The following is a 16,528-nucleotide window of genomic DNA, read 5'->3' as shown; positions in this document are numbered from 1 at the left end:
CCGGCGACCGCAGCGGCGCCAACGCCGCGACGCCGACCATCGCCAGCGCCGCCCCGAGGCCGAAGACGAGACGGCGCGGCCAGCCGGAACCGCGCCGCGGCGGCTTGACCTCATGCGTCCAATAGGGGTCGAACGGCCCGAGGCCGTGCGCCGTTCCGCCGCTCATGTCGAATTCGCGCCCTGTTCGGGCTCTCCCGTTCTCGACTTTAGCGTCGAGCGAGTCGGCAAACGGTTACGGCGCGCGGCAATCCTTTCGGCAGCGTCAATGCGTTGTTAACGCGCGCTTTCGCCGGAGGCGCTGGCGCTGAATTGCGCGCCGGACCGCGCAGCGTCGTTGACAGCGCTGCAGCGACACGCCCATTTTGACCAATCCCGTTTCGGAGTGCGTCAATCATGACCGTAAACCCCGCTATCGCCAAGCTCGTTCCCGACGCCCAGCGCTGGCGCCGCCATCTCCACGCCTGCCCCGAGCTGCTCTACGACCTCGATCAGACCTCGGCCTTCGTCGCCGAGCGACTGCGCGAATTCGGCTGCGACGAAGTTCGCACCGGCGTCGGAAGGAGCGGCGTCGTTGGCGTCATCAAGGGGCGCAAGGGCGCAAGCGGGCGCGTGATCGGCCTGCGCGCCGACATGGACGCCCTGCCGATCGTGGAGACGACCAACCTGCCCTATCGCTCCACCGTTCCCGGCCGCATGCATGCCTGCGGCCACGACGGGCATACCGCGATCCTGCTCGGCGCGGCGCGCTATCTCGCCGCCACCCGCGACTTCGCCGGCTCGGCGGTCGTCATCTTCCAGCCGGCCGAAGAAGGCGGCGGCGGCGCCAAGGCGATGCTCGACGACGGGCTGATGGACAATTTCGCCATCGAGGAAGTCTACGCCCTGCACAACGCGCCCAAACTCCCGGTCGGCGAAATCTCGATCCGCAAGGGCGCGGCGATGGCCTCGGCCGATTTCTTCGTCGTCAAGCTCGAAGGCAAGGGCGGCCACGCCGCCTTTCCTCACAATTGCGTCGACGTCATCGTCGCCGGCGCACAGATCGTGACCGCGCTGCAGACGATCGTATCGCGCAACGTCGACCCGCTCGAATCCGGCGTCGTCTCGGTGGCGCGCTTTACCGCCGGCAACACCGACAACATCCTGCCGCAGTCCGCCGAGCTCGAAGGCACGGTGCGCACGCTGTCGCCGGCGGTCCGCGATCTCGTCGAACGGCGCTTTCGCGAGATCGTCGCCGGGATCGCCGCCGCCTCCGGCGTCCGATTCACGATCGATTATCGCCGTAACTATCCGGTGACGATCAATCCGCCGAAGCAGACCGAGTTCGCCGCCGGCGTCGCGCGCGACGCGGTCGGCGCGGACAAAGTGCGCACCGACGAGCCGCCGGTGATGGGCGCCGAGGATTTCTCGTTCATGCTCGAGGCGCGGCCGGGCGCCTTCGTCTGGCTCGGCAACGGCGACACCGCCGGCCTGCATCATCCCGAATACGATTTCAACGACGCTGCGCTGCCCTACGGCATGGCCTATTTCGCCCGGATCGTCGAAACCGCGCTCGCGGCCTAAGCCTTAAGCTCCTCGCGCAAGATCTCGAGCGCCAGCCATTCGTCCTCGGCGCGCTCGAGCTCGGCGCGCTTCTCGGCGTAGGCGTGCGTCGCGCGATCGAAGCCGGCCGGATCGCGGCCGTGCAGGTCGACGTCGCCGAGCTTCCCCTCCAGCGCGGCGATCTCGTCGCGCAGCGACGCGATCCGCCCCGGCAGCCGTTCGAGCGTGCGCTTCTGGTTGAACGACAGCTTGCGTTTCGCCGCCGGCCGATCCGTCGCCTCGCGCGCCGGCGCCTTGTCCGGCTTCGGCGCCTCGGCGACGCGCGCCCCGGACAGGCCATAGCCGCGCTGCGCGACCAGGTCGGAATAGCCGCCGGCGTATTCACGCCAGCGTCCGTCACCCTCGGCCGCGACCACCGAAGTCGCGATGCGGTCGAGGAAATCGCGGTCGTGGCTGACGATCAGGATCGTGCCGGAATAGTCGCCGAGCAGCTCCTGCAACAGGTCGAGCGTCTCCAGATCGAGATCGTTGGTCGGCTCGTCGAGCACCATCAGGTTCGACGGCTGCGCCAGCGCGCGCGCCAGCGTCAGCCGGCCGCGCTCGCCGCCCGACAGCTTGCCGATCGGCGTGCGCGCCTGATCCGGCGAAAACAGGAAGTCCTTCATGTAGCCGACGACGTGCTTGCTCTCGCCGTTGACCAGCACATAGTCCGAGCCGCCGCCCGTCAGCGCGTCGGACAGAGTCGTGGTCGGCAGCAGCGACGCGCGTCGCTGGTCGAGCTTGGCCATCGCGACGTTGGTCCCGAGCCGGACGACGCCGGAATCGGGAGCGAGCGCGCCGGACAACAGCTCGATCAGCGTCGTCTTGCCCGCGCCGTTGGCGCCGACGACGCCGACCCGGTCGCCGCGCATCACCCGGGTCGAAAAATCCTTGACCACCGGCCGGTCGCCGTAGCTCCTGCCGATCTTCTCCGCCTCGATCACCAAGGCGCCCGACGATCGCGCCTCCTGCGCGGCCATGCTGGCGACGCCATCGACCTGGCGCGCGTCGCGCCGTTCGCGCCGCATCGTCGCCAGCTCGCCGACCCGGCGCATGTTGCGCTTGCGCCGCGCCGTCACGCCGTAGCGCATCCAGTGCTCTTCCTCGACGATGCGACGGTCGAGCTTGTGACGCGCGAGCTCCTCCTCTTCGAGCAATGCGTCGCGCCAAGCCTCGAAGGCGGCGAAGCCCTGGTCGAGGCGGCGGGTGCGGCCGCGGTCGAGCCAAACCGTCGACCGGGTCAGGTCGGCGAGCAGGCGGCGATCATGGCTGACGACGGCGAACGCGGCGCGTGATTCGCCAAGCGTCTTTTCCAGCCACTCGATCGCGATCAGGTCGAGATGGTTGGTCGGCTCGTCGAGCAGCATGATGTCGGGGTCGGCGGCGAGCACGCGAACGATCGCGGCGCGGCGCGCTTCGCCGCCCGAGAGCTTGGCCGGGTCGGCTTTCGGATCGATTCCGAGCTCGTCCATCAGCGCGCGGGCGCGATAGGCGTCGTCGCTCTCGCCAAGGCCGGAAAGGACGAAATCGAGCGTCGTGGCGTGGCCGGAAAGATCGGGCTCCTGCGGCAGGTAGCAGAGGCGCGCGTTGGGTTGGACGAAGCGCGCGCCCGCGTCGGCGGTCGTTTCGCCCGCGGCGATGCGCAGCAGCGTCGACTTGCCCGAGCCGTTGCGACCGACCAGCGCGATGCGCTCGCCCGGCGCGATCGACAATTCCGCTCCATCGAGCAGCGGCGCACCGCCGAGCGTCAGGCGGATGTCTCGCAATTGCAATTGGGGCGGCATAGAAGCATGCTCGGCGTGGCGGGGGCGGGCGCAACGCATAGTGCGCCGCGCCGGAAAGGGAAAGTCCATGAGCGATTCGACGCCCTCGATCGTCTTCGCCGAACTCGCCGCCCGGCGCGCCTCGCTGCTCGCCCGCTCGGTTGCCGATCTCTTTGCCGCCAGTCCGGCCCGCTTCGACCGCTTTCACGCGGTCCTCGGCGACCTTCTTTACGATTTCTCCAAGCAGCGGATCGACACCGAGACCCTGCGGCTGCTGCTCACGCTCGCCGAGTCGGCCGACGTCGCCGCCAAGCGCGACGCGATGTTCCGCGGCGAGCTGGTTAATTCGACCGAGCGGCGCGCGGCGCTGCATAGCGCGTTGCGCGATCTTTCCGGCGCCCCGGTCCTGGTTGACGGCGTCGACGTCGCCCCTGCGGTCAAGGCCGAACGCGACAAGATGCTCGCCTTCGCCGCCGACGTGCGCGAAGGACGCGTGCGCGGCGCGCTTGGCCAGCCGATGACTCACGTCATCAACATCGGCATCGGCGGCTCCGACCTCGGCCCGGCGATGACGTCGCGCGCGCTGTCGCCTTACGCCCAGCCGGGTCTGCACAGCCATTTCGTCTCCAACGTCGACGGCGCCGACATCGCCGACACGCTGCACGGGATCGAACCGGCGCGCACGCTATTCATCGTGTCGTCGAAGACCTTCACCACCCAGGAGACGATGACCAACGCGAGAACCGCGCGCGCCTGGATCGTCGCCGCGCTCGGCGAAGGCGCGGTCGCCGACCATTTCGCCGCCGTGTCGACGCGGCTCGACAAGGTCGCCGAATTCGGCGTCGAGCCGACCCGGGTGTTCGGCTTCTGGGATTGGGTCGGCGGGCGCTATTCGATCTGGTCGAGCATCGGCTTGCCGCTGGCGATCGCCGTCGGACCGGATCACTATCTCGAATTCCTCAGCGGCGGCGGCGAGGTCGACGCCCACTTCCGCGAGGCGCCGCCGGAACGCAACATTCCGCTGTTGATGGGGCTGGTCAGCGTGTGGAATCGCGACGTGCTCGGCTACGCGTCGCAGGCGGTCATTCCCTACGACCAGCGTCTGGGCCGCTTCCCCGCATATCTCCAGCAGTTGCAGATGGAGAGCAACGGCAAGAGCGTGCGCCGCGACGGAACGCCGGTCGAGCGCGCGACCGGGCCGATCGTCTGGGGCGAGCCCGGCACCAACGGCCAGCATGCGTTCTTCCAGCTCCTGCATCAGGGCACCGAGATCGCGCCGCTCGACTTCCTCGTCGCCGCCAACCCGACCGGCGCCGACGCGCATCACCACGACCTGCTCGTCGCCAATTGCTTCGCCCAGGGCGAAGCGCTGATGCGCGGCCGCACGCGCGCCGAAGCCGAGGCGATCACCGCCAGACAAGGCGCGAACGCGGCCGAGGCGGCGCGGCTCGCGCCGCACAAGACCTTCTCCGGCAGCCGGCCGTCGTCGACCTTTGTCTATGCGCGGCTCGACCCGCGCACGCTCGGGCGGCTGATCGCGCTCTACGAGCACAAGGTGTTCGTCGAGGCGGCGATCTGGGACATCAACCCGTTCGACCAATGGGGCGTCGAACTCGGCAAGGAGCTCGCCTCGCGCCTCGCCCCGATCGTCGCCGACGCCAACGCCGAGCTCGGCGCGCTCGATCCGTCGACTGCCGGGCTGATCGCCCATATGCGGGCGCTCAAAGGCTAACCGCTCGCTTTCGCCCGCCGACGGCGCGTTCGCATCGCCGCACGCACGTTGCTTGACTTTCCGGCCAGTCGTGAAACGGATAGTCTCGTCTAGTCGTCCGACTGGGGCGACCTTGCGAGACTTGTCCGATGACGGTCGATCGTCGCCATCAATTCGCGACCTTAGATGGACTTCGCGGTCTGGCGGCGATTGCGGTCGCAATTCTTCACATGCCGAGAGTCTTTGCCGGTTTTACTGTTCCAAACGCTCATCTCGCGGTTGATTTCTTCCTTCAGCTCAGCGGATTCGTCATCGCCTATGCCTACTCCGCCCGCATCCTCAACGGCATGCCGTTCAGGCAGTTTCTCTGGCTGCGAGTAAATCGACTGTATCCGGCCTTCGCGGTCGGCATCGCCCTGGGGTTTCCTGTCGCCTTGGCGGCTCTGCGATACCCCCACTCCGGGCTCAGCGTCGAATGGACGCCCGCCTCCCTCGCCTGCTCGACCCTTCAGAACGTCTTCATGCTTCCGGCCTTCGGCTGCGGACAGCCGGAGACCATCTTTCCGCTGAACCCGCCGATGTGGTCGGTCTTCCACGAAATCCTGGTCAACGTCGCGTTCTTCGCGCTCGTTCCGTTCCTCGCATACGGGCGGCGCGTCCTGCCGCTCATCGTCGTTCTGTTCGCCGTCGCCGCGTCCTACGCGTTCATGAGGGACACTTTCGGCTTCGGATACGGCTGGAACGACTTCCTGCCGGGCTTCGTCAGGGTGTCGGCGTCGTTTCTTGTCGGCTTCGCGATTTTCAAGTTCAAGCTCGTCGAGGGGCGCCGCTCCAACGTCGCCTGCGCGATCGCGTTTGCTCTTCTCGCCGTCGCCTTGTTTCTCCAGCTCAACAACGTCGCCTACGAACTCTTCGCGATTGTCGGCCTTTTCCCGATCGCGCTTTTCATCGGACAGGCCAATCCGTCGAATGGCGCCGTCTTCTGGCTTTGCGCCCAGCTCGGCAGGACGAGCTACGTCCTCTACGCCATTCACAAGCCGCTTTATCAGCTCGCCTACGGCGCCATCTTGAAATTCTCGCCGAAGCTCGTCGACGACCTCGGAATCTCGCTCGGCTGCGCCATGCTCGCCGCCATCGTCCTGATCGCGTGGCTGCTGTCGATCGGCTTCGAACCGCCCGCCAGAGCGGCGATGAACAGACTGCGCTGGCGCGCCCGCCTCAGGCGATCCGCCGCGTCGCCGCCCTGAGCCATTTGCGCGTCGCCGGATCGACCAGCGGCGACAGTTTGGCGCGCGTCTCGGCATGGTAGGCGTCGAGCCAGGCGACCTCGTCGCGGCTCATCAGCTTCTTTTCGACCAGCCTGCGGTCGATCGGCGCGAACGCGATCGTCTCGAAGCCGAGCGTCGGCCGATCGGCGCCGGAGACCTCGACCTCGCGCACGACGACGAGGTTCTCGATGCGGATGCCGAACCGCCCCGCCGCGTAATAGCCCGGCTCGTTGGAAAGGATCATGCCGGGTTCGAGCGCGGTCGAATCGGTCTTCGACAGCCGCTGCGGCCCTTCGTGGACCGAGAGATAGACGCCGACGCCGTGGCCCGTGCCGTGGTCGAAGTCGAGCCCGCCGCGCCACAGGGCTTCGCGCGCCAACGCATCGAGCTGGCCGCCGGTCGTCCCGCGCGGAAAGATCGCCCGCGCGATGGCGATGTGGCCCTTGAGCACGCGGGTGAAGCGGTCGCGCAGCTCGGCGGTCGGGCGGCCGACGCCGATCGTGCGGGTGACGTCGGTGGTGCCGTCCTCGTACTGGGCGCCGCTGTCGATGAGGAACACCCCGCGGCCGATCTCGAGATTCGATGCCTCGCTGACCCGGTAATGGGCGATCGCCGCATGCGGGCCGGCGGCGGCGATGGTGGGGAAGGAGACGTCCTTCAGCGCGCCGGTTTCACGACGGAACGTCTCCAGCGCCGCGGCCGCGTCGATCTCGGTCAGTTTGCCGCCCGGCGCCTCGGAATCGAACCAAGCGAGAAAGCGCGACAGCGCCGCGCCATCGCGAATATGCGCGGCGCGCGTTCCCGCGAGCTCGACCGCGTTCTTGACCGCTTTCATCCGCGCGATCGGATCGGCCTTGACGATCGCCTTGCCGCCCGCCGCCTCGAGCGCCTGGGTGAGCCGCGCCGGCGCGGTCGCCGCGTCGAAGACGATGCGCGCGCCCGCCGCGCCGCGCGCCGCGACAAAGGGAACGAGCGCCTCCGGCGGCGCGATGTCGGCGAAGCGGCCGAGCCGCGCGCCGACCGCCTGCGTGAGCTTGCCCGCGTCGACGAACAAGGTCGGCCGGCCCTCGCGCGGCGCATAGGCGAAGGCGAGCGGCAGCGGCGTATGGGCGACGTCGCCGCCGCGGATGTTGAACAGCCAGGCGACCGAATGGGCGTCGCTGACCAGCAGGCCGTCGGCGCCCTTCAGCGCCTCGCCGACGCGCTTCAGCTTGGCCGATGCGCGCTCGCCGGCGAGCCGCTCGGGATGGGCGTGGATGGGCGCCAACGGCGGCCCCGGACGGTCGGTCCAGATCGCGTCGATCGGGTTGGTCTCGACCGCGATCAGCTCGCCGCCCGCGGCGCGGCAGGCCTTCGCCAGCCGTTCGACCGATTCCGGCGTGTGCAGCCAGGGATCGTAACCAAGCCTGCCGCCCGCGCCGAGATTCGCTTCGATCCAGGCCGACGGCGGCTCGCTGACGACATGCTTGACGGCGAACGCCGAACCGTCGATCTGCGCCGGCGCCTGCAGCGTGTAGCGGCCGTCGACGAACAAAGCCGCCTTGTCGGCCAGCACGATCGCCAGGCCGGCCGAACCCGAGAAGCCGGTCAGCCACATGAGCCGCTCGGCGCCGGGCGGCACGTATTCGTTCTGGTGCTCGTCGGCGCGCGGGACGACGAACCCGGCGAGCCCGCGCGAAGCAAGCTCGGCGCGCAGCGCGGCGACGCGCGCCGCCCCGTGCGCCGGCCCGCCGACCTCGGCGAAGCTTTGATAATTGGCGACGAACTTCGCCGGCCGCACGCTCACGGACGGTCGGCCTCGGTGACGACGTGGCCGATATACGGCAGTTCGCGATACGAATGGGCCACATCCATGCCGTAGCCGACGACGAAATCGTCGGGGCAGACGAAGCCGACGAAATCGGCGGCGATCGGCACCTCACGCTTGCCGCGTTTTTCGAGCAGCGTGCACACCAGCACCCGCCGCGCGCCGCGCGCCACCAGCAGATCCTTGGCGAAGGCGAGCGTGCGGCCGGATTCGAGAATGTCGTCGATCAGCACGACGTCGCGATCCTTCACCGCGGATTCGATGTCGCGCAGGATCTTCACCGTGCCCGACGAGACCGTGCCCTCGCGATAGCTCGACAGATGGAAGAACTCGACATGCGGTTCGAGGCCGGCGCGGTGCATCGCGCGCAACAGGTCGGCGGCGAACATGAACGAGCCCTTGAGGATCGCCACCACCAGCAGGTCCTTGGGCTTGGCGGCGGCGATCTCCGCGGCAAGCGTCGTGACGCGTTCGGCGATCAGCTCTTCCGGGAACAGGACTTCGACTTTGCGCGCGCCGCTCATGATCCCTCATCCCTCCGGGGCGAGGGAATTCTTATCGCCCGGCGCGACGAATTTGACCAGCGCGTCGACGACGCCGGGCGGCGGCGCGGCGAGGCGGGCGACGAAGGAAATGCGCTCGCCGGCGGCGAGCCGGTCCTTGGGCGGTCGCGTCGTCCAGACATAGAGTTCGCGTCCATCGGCGGCGCGCAAGGCGATGCGCAGATCCGGGGCGGCGATCTCCTTGCCGCGCAGGTTGACGAGCACGCCTTCGACAGCGAGCAGCGACTTATCGCCGCCGGCGCCGAGACGGGCGCTGACGTCGGCGATCGCCAATCCGAGCGGATTGACCGGCAGGCCGATCGCCGCATAGAGACCGCCGGCCGCCGGCATCGCGGCGACGATCTCCGCTCGCGCCGCGACCGCCGCCATGGCGCCGGCGAGCGCGGCGGCGCAGGCGAGCGGCGCGACGAGCCGACGGGCGCGGGCGCCGAGCCGGCGCAGGCGCGAAGTCTTCCTCCCCGCGGTCCGCGCCGCCGGCGCCGCGCCGCGGAACGGCGCCAGCGAGCCGGCGAGCGTCGGCCGCGGCTGAATGTCCCAGCTATGGCCGCAGCGCGAGCAGCGGAAACGGCAAGTCTCGTCGCCGAGAATCTCGTCGGGAATATGATATGTAGCGGAGCAGGTCCTGCAGACGACGACCATGGCGAATCAGCCCCGCTCCAGCTCGGTGAGGGAAGGCTTGGCATTTGGTCGCGTTCATGGTTAAGGCGGGGTTAAGCCTCCATCCCGCGAGGGTCGCCGTTGCTGCGCTTTGATAACGTCGGTTTGCGCTACGGCGTCGGACCGGAAGTGCTGCGCGACCTCGATTTCTCCATCGCGCCGCAGAGCTTCCAGTTCCTCACCGGCCCCTCCGGCGCCGGCAAGACGACCATGCTGAAGCTGATGCTGCTCAGCCTCAAGCCGACGCGCGGGACGATTCACATCTTCGGCGCGGAGGCGGGCGGGCTCACCAAGGACGAGATCACCGCGCTGAGGCGCCGCATCGGCGTGGTGTTCCAGGATTTCCGCCTGCTCGACCATTTGACCACCTACGAGAACGTCGCCTTGCCGCTGCGCGTGATGGAAAGGGAAGAGGCCGGCTATCGCGCCGAAGTCGTCGAGCTGCTGCGCTGGGTCGGTCTCGGCGACCGGATGAACGCGCTGCCGCCGGTGCTGTCGGGCGGCGAGAAGCAGCGCGCGGCGATCGCCCGCGCGCTGATCGTTCGGCCCGAACTGCTGCTCGCCGACGAGCCGACCGGCAACGTCGACCCGAGCCTCGCCCGGCGGCTGCTGAGACTGTTCGTCGAATTGCACAAATCCGGCACCGCGGTGGTCATCGCCACCCACGACCTGTCGCTGATGGATCAATTCGGCTACGCCCGCCGCCTCGTCGTCGGCGACGGCCAATTGCGCGTGTTCGAGGGCGACCCGCGATGAACGACGCCGGCCAAGGCATCCCAACGGATTCGCAGCTCAAACGCGACATGCCGCTGGTGCCGGCCGATTCGATCGCCGGCCGCGCGCTGGTGGTGGTGATCGCCATCATGACCTTTCTCGCCTGCCTGACCGCCGGCGGGGCGATCCTGGTCGGCGAGGCGTCGCAAGCGTGGCGCGGCGACGTGTCGCGCGACGTCACCATCCAAATCAAGCCGCGCGCCGGCGAAGACGCCGACGTTGTCGTCGCCGCGGCGGCCGAGATCGCCTCGCGTGCGCCCGGCGTCGCCGACGCGATGGCCTATTCCAAGGCGCAATCGGAGGCGATCCTCGCCCCCTGGCTCGGCGACGGGGTCGATCTCGGCCAATTGCCGATCCCGCGCTTGATCATCGTCCACATGCAGGCCGGCCATCGCGACGACCTCGAGCCGCTGCGCGCCGCGCTCGCGGCTGGGGCGCCGGCGGCAAGCCTCGACGACCACCGCCTGTGGCTGTCGCGCCTCGACGTGATGGCGGGCGCAATCGTCGTCTTCGCCGCCGCCCTGTTCGCGCTGATGATCGTCGCGATGGGAACGGCGGTCGGCTTCGCCACCCGCGGCGCGATGGCGGGGGCGCGCGAGATCGTCGAGGTGCTGCATTTCGTCGGCGCCGCCGATTCTTACATTGCCGGCCAGTTCCAGGGACATTTCTTCCGCCTCGGCCTCAAAGGGGCGGGGATCGGCGGCGGCGCGGCGGCGGCGTTCTTCGCCGTGGCGGCGCTCGCCTCCTTCATCGCTCGGCGCACCTCGGCCGGCGCGGAGATCGCGGCGCTGTTCGGCGCCTTCCGGCTCGGCCTGCCGGGCTACGCCGCGATCGCAATCGTCGCCGGCGCGATCGCCGTCCTGACCGGCGTGCTGTCGCGCCGGATCGTCTTCCGCCAACTCAGCCTGCTTTTGTGACCGCCCGCCCCTTCGCTTGCTTCGGACCGCCATGACCGCGCTGCGCTCGCTCGCCTTCAACATCGCCTTCTACGTCAACATCATCGTGCTGATGATCGTCGGCCTGCCGTTGGTCGTCTTCGGGCGCCGCGGCGTGTTCTTCATGGCGCGGCTGTGGAGCGGCAGCTCGTTGTGGCTGCTCGACAAGCTCTGCGGCCTCAAGGTCGAGTTTCGCGGGATCGAGAACGTCCCCCAGGGCGGCTACATCCTCGCCGCCAAGCACCAGTCGTTCCTCGAGACCTTCGCGCTGCTCCGCCACGCGCGCGATTTCGCCATCATTTTCAAGAAGCAGCTCGTCTGGATCCCGCTGTTCGGGCTCTATCTGGTCGGCGGGCGCCAGATCGCCATCGACCGTTCGCATGGCCGCGCCGCGCTGACGCAGATCATCGCAAAGGCGCGCGAGGTGCTCGGCGCCGGCCGGCAGATCATGATCTACCCCGAGGGCACCCGCCGACCGCCCGGGGCGCCGCCGCGCTACAAATTCGGCGCCGCGGCGATCTACGCCGGCAACAGCGCGCCCTGCGTGCCGGTCGCGGTCAACACCGGCCTCTACTGGGGCCGGCGCAACGCCACCCGCCGCCCCGGCGTGGCGGTGATCGAATATCTGCCGCCGATCCCGCCCGGCCTCGACCGCGACGCCTTCGCCGAACGGCTCGAAAGCGCGATCGAGGCGGCCTGCGCGCGGATCAACGCGGAAGCGGTCGCCAACGACCCGCGCTTGGCGCCGGTGCTGGCGGCGGGCCAGGCGACGGTCGACGACCCGCGACCTGGCCACGCAAGCCGCGAGGCTTGACGAATCGGCGCCTTTGTTCTACGTTTGTTCTCTCTCGCGCCCCCACTTGGAGATGGACCGATGGCGACCTTCGGCCTCGACTTCGTTTCGCCCGCCCTCGTCGCGTCGCGTCCGCCGATCGATCCGTGGCCCGAGCCCGCCCCGCCGACCGCGCCCTATTTCGCCGAGACGGACGCCGAGCCGCTCGCCGCGCTCGCTGACGAGCCGTTGTCGCCGCGCTTCTGCGCCTGGCGCGGCGCGTCCGGCCGCCGCTACATCGCCTCGGTCTACGAGGCGCGCGCCTGCCCGGCCTATTGCGACGCGGCGCTGATCGTGGTGGCGGCCGAGCCGGACGGGAGGCGGCGCATCGTCGCGCTCGCCGACACCGGCGCGTTTCCTGAGCCGGTCGTCGCCCGTCTCGCCCGGACGCCGGCGCCGATCGCCGGCCGGCTCGAGCTTCACCTTCACCTGCTCGCCGCGACGACGGCCGAACGGCGCGCGGCGCTCGACGACCTCGCCGCGGCCGCGCCTCACGCGGCGCGCAGCTGATCGGCGAGCCATTCGAGCTCGGCGTCGACGATGCCGAGCTCGCGCAGATGGTCGCGGGTGGCGAGCACGTATTCGGCGTTGGGGCCTGACCGGCCGAGGCCCTGCCTGACCAGCGTCAGCAGCGCCGCGCGCGGCATCGCGCCGGCATATTGGCCGTGGGCGCGATCGGCGAGATAGGCCACCGCCGAGACCCGCCGTCCGTCGTCGAGCGTCACAGGCACGATCCGCTCGAGATAGACCGCCGTCACCAGTTCCCGCTCGCGCAAGTAGCGCACCGTCGCTTCGGCGCGCGCCGCCTCGACGCGAAAGGCGACGCCGCGGCAGGCGCCGCCGCGGTCGAGGCCCAGCACCAGGCCAGGCCGCTCGGCGGTGCCGCGATAGACGTGCGAATAGACGCACAGCCGCCGCCGCCAGCCGCGCAACAGCGCCGGCCGGCGCTCGACAGCGGCGAACCCCGGCCGCCACATCAGCGAGCCGTAGCCGAACACCCACAGTTCGCGCGGCGGCGCGGATGGCATATCGACTCCGATGTTTGACGTCGTGAGTTCCTGAGGGCCACGTCGCGCCGTCGCCGTCAAGCCGCTGCGCGGCTCCTGCGCTTCGCTTTGCCCGCCTCGCGGTGACGGCAAGCCTGGCTCCGGCGCGCCGCGGCCGAAATCGGCAAAGACTGCGAGACCGCCCGCCCGCCTCAGCTTCCCCCGTCGCCGTCCTCGTCGTGAGGGCGGCCGAAGTCGGGCGCGGCGGTCTCCTGACCCATTTCGACGATGCCGCGGCGGATCGCGCGGGTGCGGGCGAACAGCGCGAACAGCCCCTCGCCGTCGCCGTAGCGGATCATCCGCTGTAGCGCGGTCAGATCCTCGCTGAAGCGGCCGAGCGCCTCGAGCACCGCCTGCTTGTTGTTGAGGAACACGTCGCGCCACATCGTCGGATCCGAGGCGGCGATGCGGGTGAAGTCGCGGAAGCCGCCGGCGGAGAACTTGATCACCTCCGAACGCGTCGTCTCCTCGAGATCGGAGGCGGTGCCGACGATGTTGTAGGCGATCAGATGCGGCACGTGGCTGGTGATCGCCAGCACCAGGTCGTGGTGGGCGGCGTTCATCGTCTCGACGTTGGAGCCGAGCGCCTCCCAGAACGCGCGCACTTTCGCCACCGCCGCCGCGTCGACGCCCGCGGCCGGCGTGAGGATGCACCAGCGGTTGACGAACAGAGTCGCGAAGCCCGCGTCCGGGCCCGACTGTTCGGTGCCGGCGACCGGGTGGGCGGGCACCAGGGCCACGCCCCTGGGCAGATGCGGGCCGACCGCGGCGATCACCGCGCCCTTGACCGAGCCGACGTCGGAGACGATCGCTCCGGCTTTGAGCTGCGGCGCGATTGCCCGCGCGACCGCTTCGTCGGCGCCGACCGGAACGCAGAGGATGACCAGATCGGCGCCGGCCGCCGCGTCCCCCGCATCGGCGACGACCTCGTCGCCGAGCTCGAGCGCCACAGCGCGGTCGCGCGCCTGCGTCGATTCGTCGGCGATGGCGATGACGCGCGCGACATTCTTGCGCCGCGCCGCGCGGGCGATCGAAGAGCCGATCAGGCCGATTCCGATCAGCGCCAGGCGGTCGAAAAGCGGCGCGCCGAGCGGCGGGCCGAGGCGTTCGCTCATGGCCGACCGTCCGCCATGAACGCCGCCAGCGCCGCGGCGACGCCGCGATTGGCTTCTTCGACGCCGACCGTCATACGCAGGCAGTCCGGCAGGCCGTAGGCCGTCACCGCGCGCAGCACGAAACCGCGCCCGCTGAGGTAGCGGTCGGCCTCCGCCGCCGTCTTGCCCGCCGCCCCCGGAAACCGCAACAGCAGGAAATTGCCGACGCTCGGCGCCACCTCGATTCCGTGCTTGGCGATCTCCTCGGCGAGCCACGGCAGCCAGCGCGCGTTATGCGCCGCCGCCGCGGCGACATGGCCGGCGTCCTCGATCGCCGCGACGCCGGCGGCGATCGCCGCGCCGTTGACGTTGAACGGCCCGCGCACGCGGTTCAGCGCGTCGAGGATGCGCGCCGGCGCGTAGGCCCAGCCGATGCGCAGATTGGCGAGACCATAGATCTTCGAAAACGTGCGGGTCATGACGACGTTGTCGCTGGTCGAGACCAGCTCGATGCCGGCGGCGTAGTCGTTGCGCGCGACATATTCGGCGTAGGCCGCGTCGAGGACGAGCAACACGTCGGCGGGCAGGCCGGCGTGCAAGCGCTTGACCTCCGAGAACGGCAGGTAGGCGCCGGTCGGATTGTTGGGATTGGCGAGATAGACGATCTTGGTCTTCGCCGTCACTTTGGCGAGCATCGCGTCGACATTCGCCGTCAGGCGAATCTCGTCGGCCGCCACCGCGATCCCGCCCGCGGCGCGGATCGCGATCGGATATTCGAGAAAGCCGTACTGGCTGTAGAGCCCCTCGTCGCCCGGCCGCAGATAGACGTGGGCGAGCAGCGACAGCAGCTCGTCGGAGCCGTTGCCGCAGATGATCTGCTCGACGTCGAGGCCGAAGCGCCTGGCGATCGCCTCGCGCAACAGGCGCGACGAGCCGTCGGGATAGATCGCGAGCTCGCCGGCGTTGGCGCGAAACGCCGCGATCGCGCGCGGCGAGGGGCCGAGCGGCGATTCGTTCGACGACAGCTTGTGGACCTTGGCCAGCCCGGCGACGGCGCTCTTGCCAGGCACATAGGCGTCAATCGCCATGACCTCGGCGCGCGGCTCGGGCCGCACAGGCTTCAAACTCGACATCGTCCCCTCGTTCCTCGTCTAGCCGCGGCGTGGCCGCAGCTTCGAGCCGTCGTAGCGCGCGGCGTGCGCCCCGATCTCCTGACTGCGCGCGTCGGCCGCCCCCGCCGCAGCCAGCGCCGCCGCCGCCGACCCTTCCCTCAGCGCCCCCGGTCGCGCCACCAGCAGCGCCAGGCCCATGCCGTCGGCGGCGTTGCCGACGATCTCCCCGCCGAGCTCGGCGATCGCCTGCGGATATTCGCCTCGCCAGCGATCGACCGTCACCGCCTCCAGCACCACGTCGCGCGCCGCGCCGTCGGCGAGCGGCTTGGCGATGACCAGGATCGGCATGCCCGCGGGATGATCCGGCCGCTCGACGAACGGCAGGCGGGCGATCACCTTGGGCGCGTCGGGCCGCGCCAGCCCCATCCACCACGCGCCCGACGCCGGGCCGCGGTCGAGCGCGAGCATACCGAGGTCGCCGGTCGCGTTGGCGACCGCCGCGATCACCGCCGCCGCGCTCATATGCGGCGCGCAGGGCGTCGTGAAGCCGAAATGGAACCGCGCCGAATCGCGCATCGCCGCGTCGCCGCGCGACACGTCGAGATGCACGCTGTAGGGCGCCTGCACGTAGGTGAAGGTCGAGATGATGACCCGCCAGATGCCCTCGACGGTGTCGAGCGGCAAATGGCCGGTGTGGCGTTCGACGATGGCGCGCATCATCGCCGCTTCGCGCGCCGGCCGGAAGGCCGAGCCGCCGCCCTGGCGATGCTTGATTTCGATCAGCTTGTCGATGATCTGTTCCTCTGCGGCGGCTTCCGTCACGACGTCGATCCGATCAGGTGTTCATCGATTCGAAGAAATTGGCGTTGGTCTTGGTCTCGCGCAGCTTGCCGAGCAGGAACTCGATCGCGTCGACCGTCCCCATCGGATTGAGAATGCGGCGCAGCACGTACATCTTCTTGAGGATGTCGGGCGGCACCAGCAGCTCTTCCTTGCGGGTGCCGGAGCGGGTGATGTCCATCGCCGGGAAGGTGCGCTTGTCGCTGACCTTGCGGTCGAGGATGATTTCCGAGTTGCCGGTGCCCTTGAACTCTTCGAAGATCACTTCGTCCATGCGCGAGCCGGTGTCGATCAGCGCGGTGGCGATGATCGTCAGCGAACCGCCTTCCTCGATGTTGCGCGCCGCGCCGAAGAAGCGCTTCGGCCGCTGCAGCGCGTTGGCGTCGACGCCGCCGGTCAGCACCTTGCCCGACGACGGCACCACGGTGTTGTAAGCGCGTCCGAGGCGGGTGATCGAATCGAGCAGGATGACGACGTCGCGGCCGTGCTCGACCAGCCGTTTGGCCTTCTCGATCACCATTTCCGCGACCTGGACGTGGCGCACCGCC

At 69.5% G+C, this 16,528-nt stretch carries 16 protein-coding genes; 7 read left to right on the top strand and 9 right to left on the bottom strand.

The genetic code is table 11. From position 1 onward, the window contains the following. Positions 1-393 precede the first annotated feature (393 nt). Positions 394-1,560: a M20 aminoacylase family protein gene (locus ABSF49_RS13425; RefSeq protein ID WP_424113158.1), complete on the top strand. Its 1,167-nt coding sequence runs from the start codon at positions 394-396 to the stop codon at positions 1,558-1,560. Here the strand turns inward: ABSF49_RS13425 and ABSF49_RS13420 are convergent. Then, positions 1,557-3,362, bottom strand: a complete 1,806-nt coding sequence (locus tag ABSF49_RS13420; protein ID WP_424113157.1) for an ABC-F family ATP-binding cassette domain-containing protein — start codon at positions 3,360-3,362, stop codon at positions 1,557-1,559. The two genes, ABSF49_RS13425 and ABSF49_RS13420, sit on opposite strands and share 4 nt — an antisense overlap. 67 nt (positions 3,363-3,429) lie before the next feature. On the opposite strand from ABSF49_RS13420, the gene pgi reads away from it, so the two are divergent. Both pgi and ABSF49_RS13410 read left to right on the top strand, forming a co-directional pair. Then, positions 3,430-5,073 carry a glucose-6-phosphate isomerase gene (gene pgi, locus ABSF49_RS13415; RefSeq protein ID WP_424113156.1) on the top strand — a complete coding sequence of 548 codons (1,644 nt, stop codon included), beginning with the start codon at positions 3,430-3,432 and terminating at the stop codon, positions 5,071-5,073. 128 nt (positions 5,074-5,201) lie between these two features. Continuing rightward, a complete protein-coding gene (locus ABSF49_RS13410) occupies positions 5,202-6,299 on the top strand; it encodes an acyltransferase family protein (protein ID WP_424113155.1) in 1,098 nt (365 codons plus the stop codon). On the opposite strand, the gene ABSF49_RS13405 is transcribed toward ABSF49_RS13410, so the two are convergent. Genes ABSF49_RS13405 through ABSF49_RS13395 form a run of 3 tightly spaced genes read right to left on the bottom strand, consistent with a single transcriptional unit; the run spans position 6,271 to position 9,329 of the window. Further along, positions 6,271-8,106, bottom strand: coding sequence for an aminopeptidase P family protein (locus tag ABSF49_RS13405; protein ID WP_424113154.1), 1,836 nt, complete (start codon positions 8,104-8,106; stop codon positions 6,271-6,273). The genes ABSF49_RS13410 and ABSF49_RS13405 overlap by 29 nt on opposite strands. Further along, positions 8,103-8,651 carry a hypoxanthine phosphoribosyltransferase gene (gene hpt, locus ABSF49_RS13400; RefSeq protein WP_424113153.1) on the bottom strand — a complete coding sequence of 183 codons (549 nt, stop codon included), beginning with the start codon at positions 8,649-8,651 and terminating at the stop codon, positions 8,103-8,105. The genes ABSF49_RS13405 and hpt overlap by 4 nt, the downstream gene beginning before the upstream one ends. Before the next feature lie 6 nt (positions 8,652-8,657). Further along, positions 8,658-9,329 carry a zinc-ribbon domain-containing protein gene (locus ABSF49_RS13395; protein ID WP_424113152.1) on the bottom strand — a complete coding sequence of 224 codons (672 nt, stop codon included), beginning with the start codon at positions 9,327-9,329 and terminating at the stop codon, positions 8,658-8,660. A gap of 99 nt (positions 9,330-9,428) precedes the next feature. On the opposite strand from ABSF49_RS13395, the gene ftsE reads away from it, so the two are divergent. From ftsE to ABSF49_RS13375, 4 genes are read left to right on the top strand one after another with little or no spacing between them, the layout of a single operon-like run. Continuing rightward, complete coding sequence (gene ftsE, locus ABSF49_RS13390; protein ID WP_424113151.1) at positions 9,429-10,103, top strand: cell division ATP-binding protein FtsE; 675 nt, start codon at positions 9,429-9,431, stop codon at positions 10,101-10,103. Then, positions 10,100-11,038 (top strand): cell division protein FtsX, encoded by a 939-nt coding sequence (locus ABSF49_RS13385; protein WP_424113150.1) that lies wholly within the window; start codon positions 10,100-10,102, stop codon positions 11,036-11,038. The genes ftsE and ABSF49_RS13385 overlap by 4 nt, the downstream gene beginning before the upstream one ends. A gap of 31 nt (positions 11,039-11,069) precedes the next feature. Beyond that, entirely contained in the window at positions 11,070-11,870 is an 801-nt protein-coding gene (locus ABSF49_RS13380) for a lysophospholipid acyltransferase family protein (RefSeq protein WP_424113149.1), read from the top strand. 60 nt (positions 11,871-11,930) lie between these two features. Continuing rightward, positions 11,931-12,398: a hypothetical protein gene (locus tag ABSF49_RS13375; protein ID WP_424113148.1), complete on the top strand. Its 468-nt coding sequence runs from the start codon at positions 11,931-11,933 to the stop codon at positions 12,396-12,398. Here ABSF49_RS13375 and ABSF49_RS13370 read toward each other — a convergent pair. The 5 genes from ABSF49_RS13370 to rho form a co-directional block, all read right to left on the bottom strand. Beyond that, positions 12,380-12,916 (bottom strand): gamma-glutamylcyclotransferase, encoded by a 537-nt coding sequence (locus ABSF49_RS13370; protein WP_424113147.1) that lies wholly within the window; start codon positions 12,914-12,916, stop codon positions 12,380-12,382. The two genes, ABSF49_RS13375 and ABSF49_RS13370, sit on opposite strands and share 19 nt — an antisense overlap. 170 nt (positions 12,917-13,086) lie before the next feature. After that, positions 13,087-14,049, bottom strand: coding sequence for a prephenate/arogenate dehydrogenase family protein (locus ABSF49_RS13365; protein ID WP_424113146.1), 963 nt, complete (start codon positions 14,047-14,049; stop codon positions 13,087-13,089). Then, complete coding sequence (locus tag ABSF49_RS13360; protein ID WP_424113145.1) at positions 14,046-15,161, bottom strand: pyridoxal phosphate-dependent aminotransferase; 1,116 nt, start codon at positions 15,159-15,161, stop codon at positions 14,046-14,048. The genes ABSF49_RS13365 and ABSF49_RS13360 overlap by 4 nt, the downstream gene beginning before the upstream one ends. 18 nt (positions 15,162-15,179) lie before the next feature. Further along, positions 15,180-15,962: a chorismate mutase gene (locus tag ABSF49_RS13355; protein ID WP_424113144.1), complete on the bottom strand. Its 783-nt coding sequence runs from the start codon at positions 15,960-15,962 to the stop codon at positions 15,180-15,182. A gap of 13 nt (positions 15,963-15,975) precedes the next feature. Continuing rightward, the coding region (gene rho / locus ABSF49_RS13350) for a transcription termination factor Rho (protein WP_424113143.1) at positions 15,976-16,528 on the bottom strand (553 nt) is incomplete at its 5' end.

The sequence above is a fragment of the Roseiarcus sp. genome, from assembly GCF_049514155.1.
Lineage (GTDB): Bacteria > Pseudomonadota > Alphaproteobacteria > Rhizobiales > Beijerinckiaceae > Roseiarcus.
The sequence above is the reverse complement of the archived record's forward strand: the minus strand, read 5'-3'. Positions and strand labels throughout refer to the sequence as shown.

What these genes read in the sequence shown, in the direction of transcription:
- ABSF49_RS13425 (WP_424113158.1), top strand. Translation starts at nt 394, where the DNA reads ATGACCGTAAACCCCGCTATCGCCAAGCTCGTTCCCGACGCCCAGCGC.
- ABSF49_RS13420 (WP_424113157.1), bottom strand. Translation starts at nt 3,362, where the DNA reads ATGCCGCCCCAATTGCAATTGCGAGACATCCGCCTGACGCTCGGCGGT.
- pgi (WP_424113156.1), top strand. Translation starts at nt 3,430, where the DNA reads ATGAGCGATTCGACGCCCTCGATCGTCTTCGCCGAACTCGCCGCCCGG.
- ABSF49_RS13410 (WP_424113155.1), top strand. Translation starts at nt 5,202, where the DNA reads ATGACGGTCGATCGTCGCCATCAATTCGCGACCTTAGATGGACTTCGC.
- hpt (WP_424113153.1), bottom strand. Translation starts at nt 8,651, where the DNA reads ATGAGCGGCGCGCGCAAAGTCGAAGTCCTGTTCCCGGAAGAGCTGATC.
- ABSF49_RS13395 (WP_424113152.1), bottom strand. Translation starts at nt 9,329, where the DNA reads ATGGTCGTCGTCTGCAGGACCTGCTCCGCTACATATCATATTCCCGAC.
- ABSF49_RS13385 (WP_424113150.1), top strand. Translation starts at nt 10,100, where the DNA reads ATGAACGACGCCGGCCAAGGCATCCCAACGGATTCGCAGCTCAAACGC.
- ABSF49_RS13380 (WP_424113149.1), top strand. Translation starts at nt 11,070, where the DNA reads ATGACCGCGCTGCGCTCGCTCGCCTTCAACATCGCCTTCTACGTCAAC.
- ABSF49_RS13375 (WP_424113148.1), top strand. Translation starts at nt 11,931, where the DNA reads ATGGCGACCTTCGGCCTCGACTTCGTTTCGCCCGCCCTCGTCGCGTCG.
- ABSF49_RS13370 (WP_424113147.1), bottom strand. Translation starts at nt 12,916, where the DNA reads ATGCCATCCGCGCCGCCGCGCGAACTGTGGGTGTTCGGCTACGGCTCG.
- ABSF49_RS13365 (WP_424113146.1), bottom strand. Translation starts at nt 14,049, where the DNA reads ATGAGCGAACGCCTCGGCCCGCCGCTCGGCGCGCCGCTTTTCGACCGC.
- ABSF49_RS13360 (WP_424113145.1), bottom strand. Translation starts at nt 15,161, where the DNA reads ATGTCGAGTTTGAAGCCTGTGCGGCCCGAGCCGCGCGCCGAGGTCATG.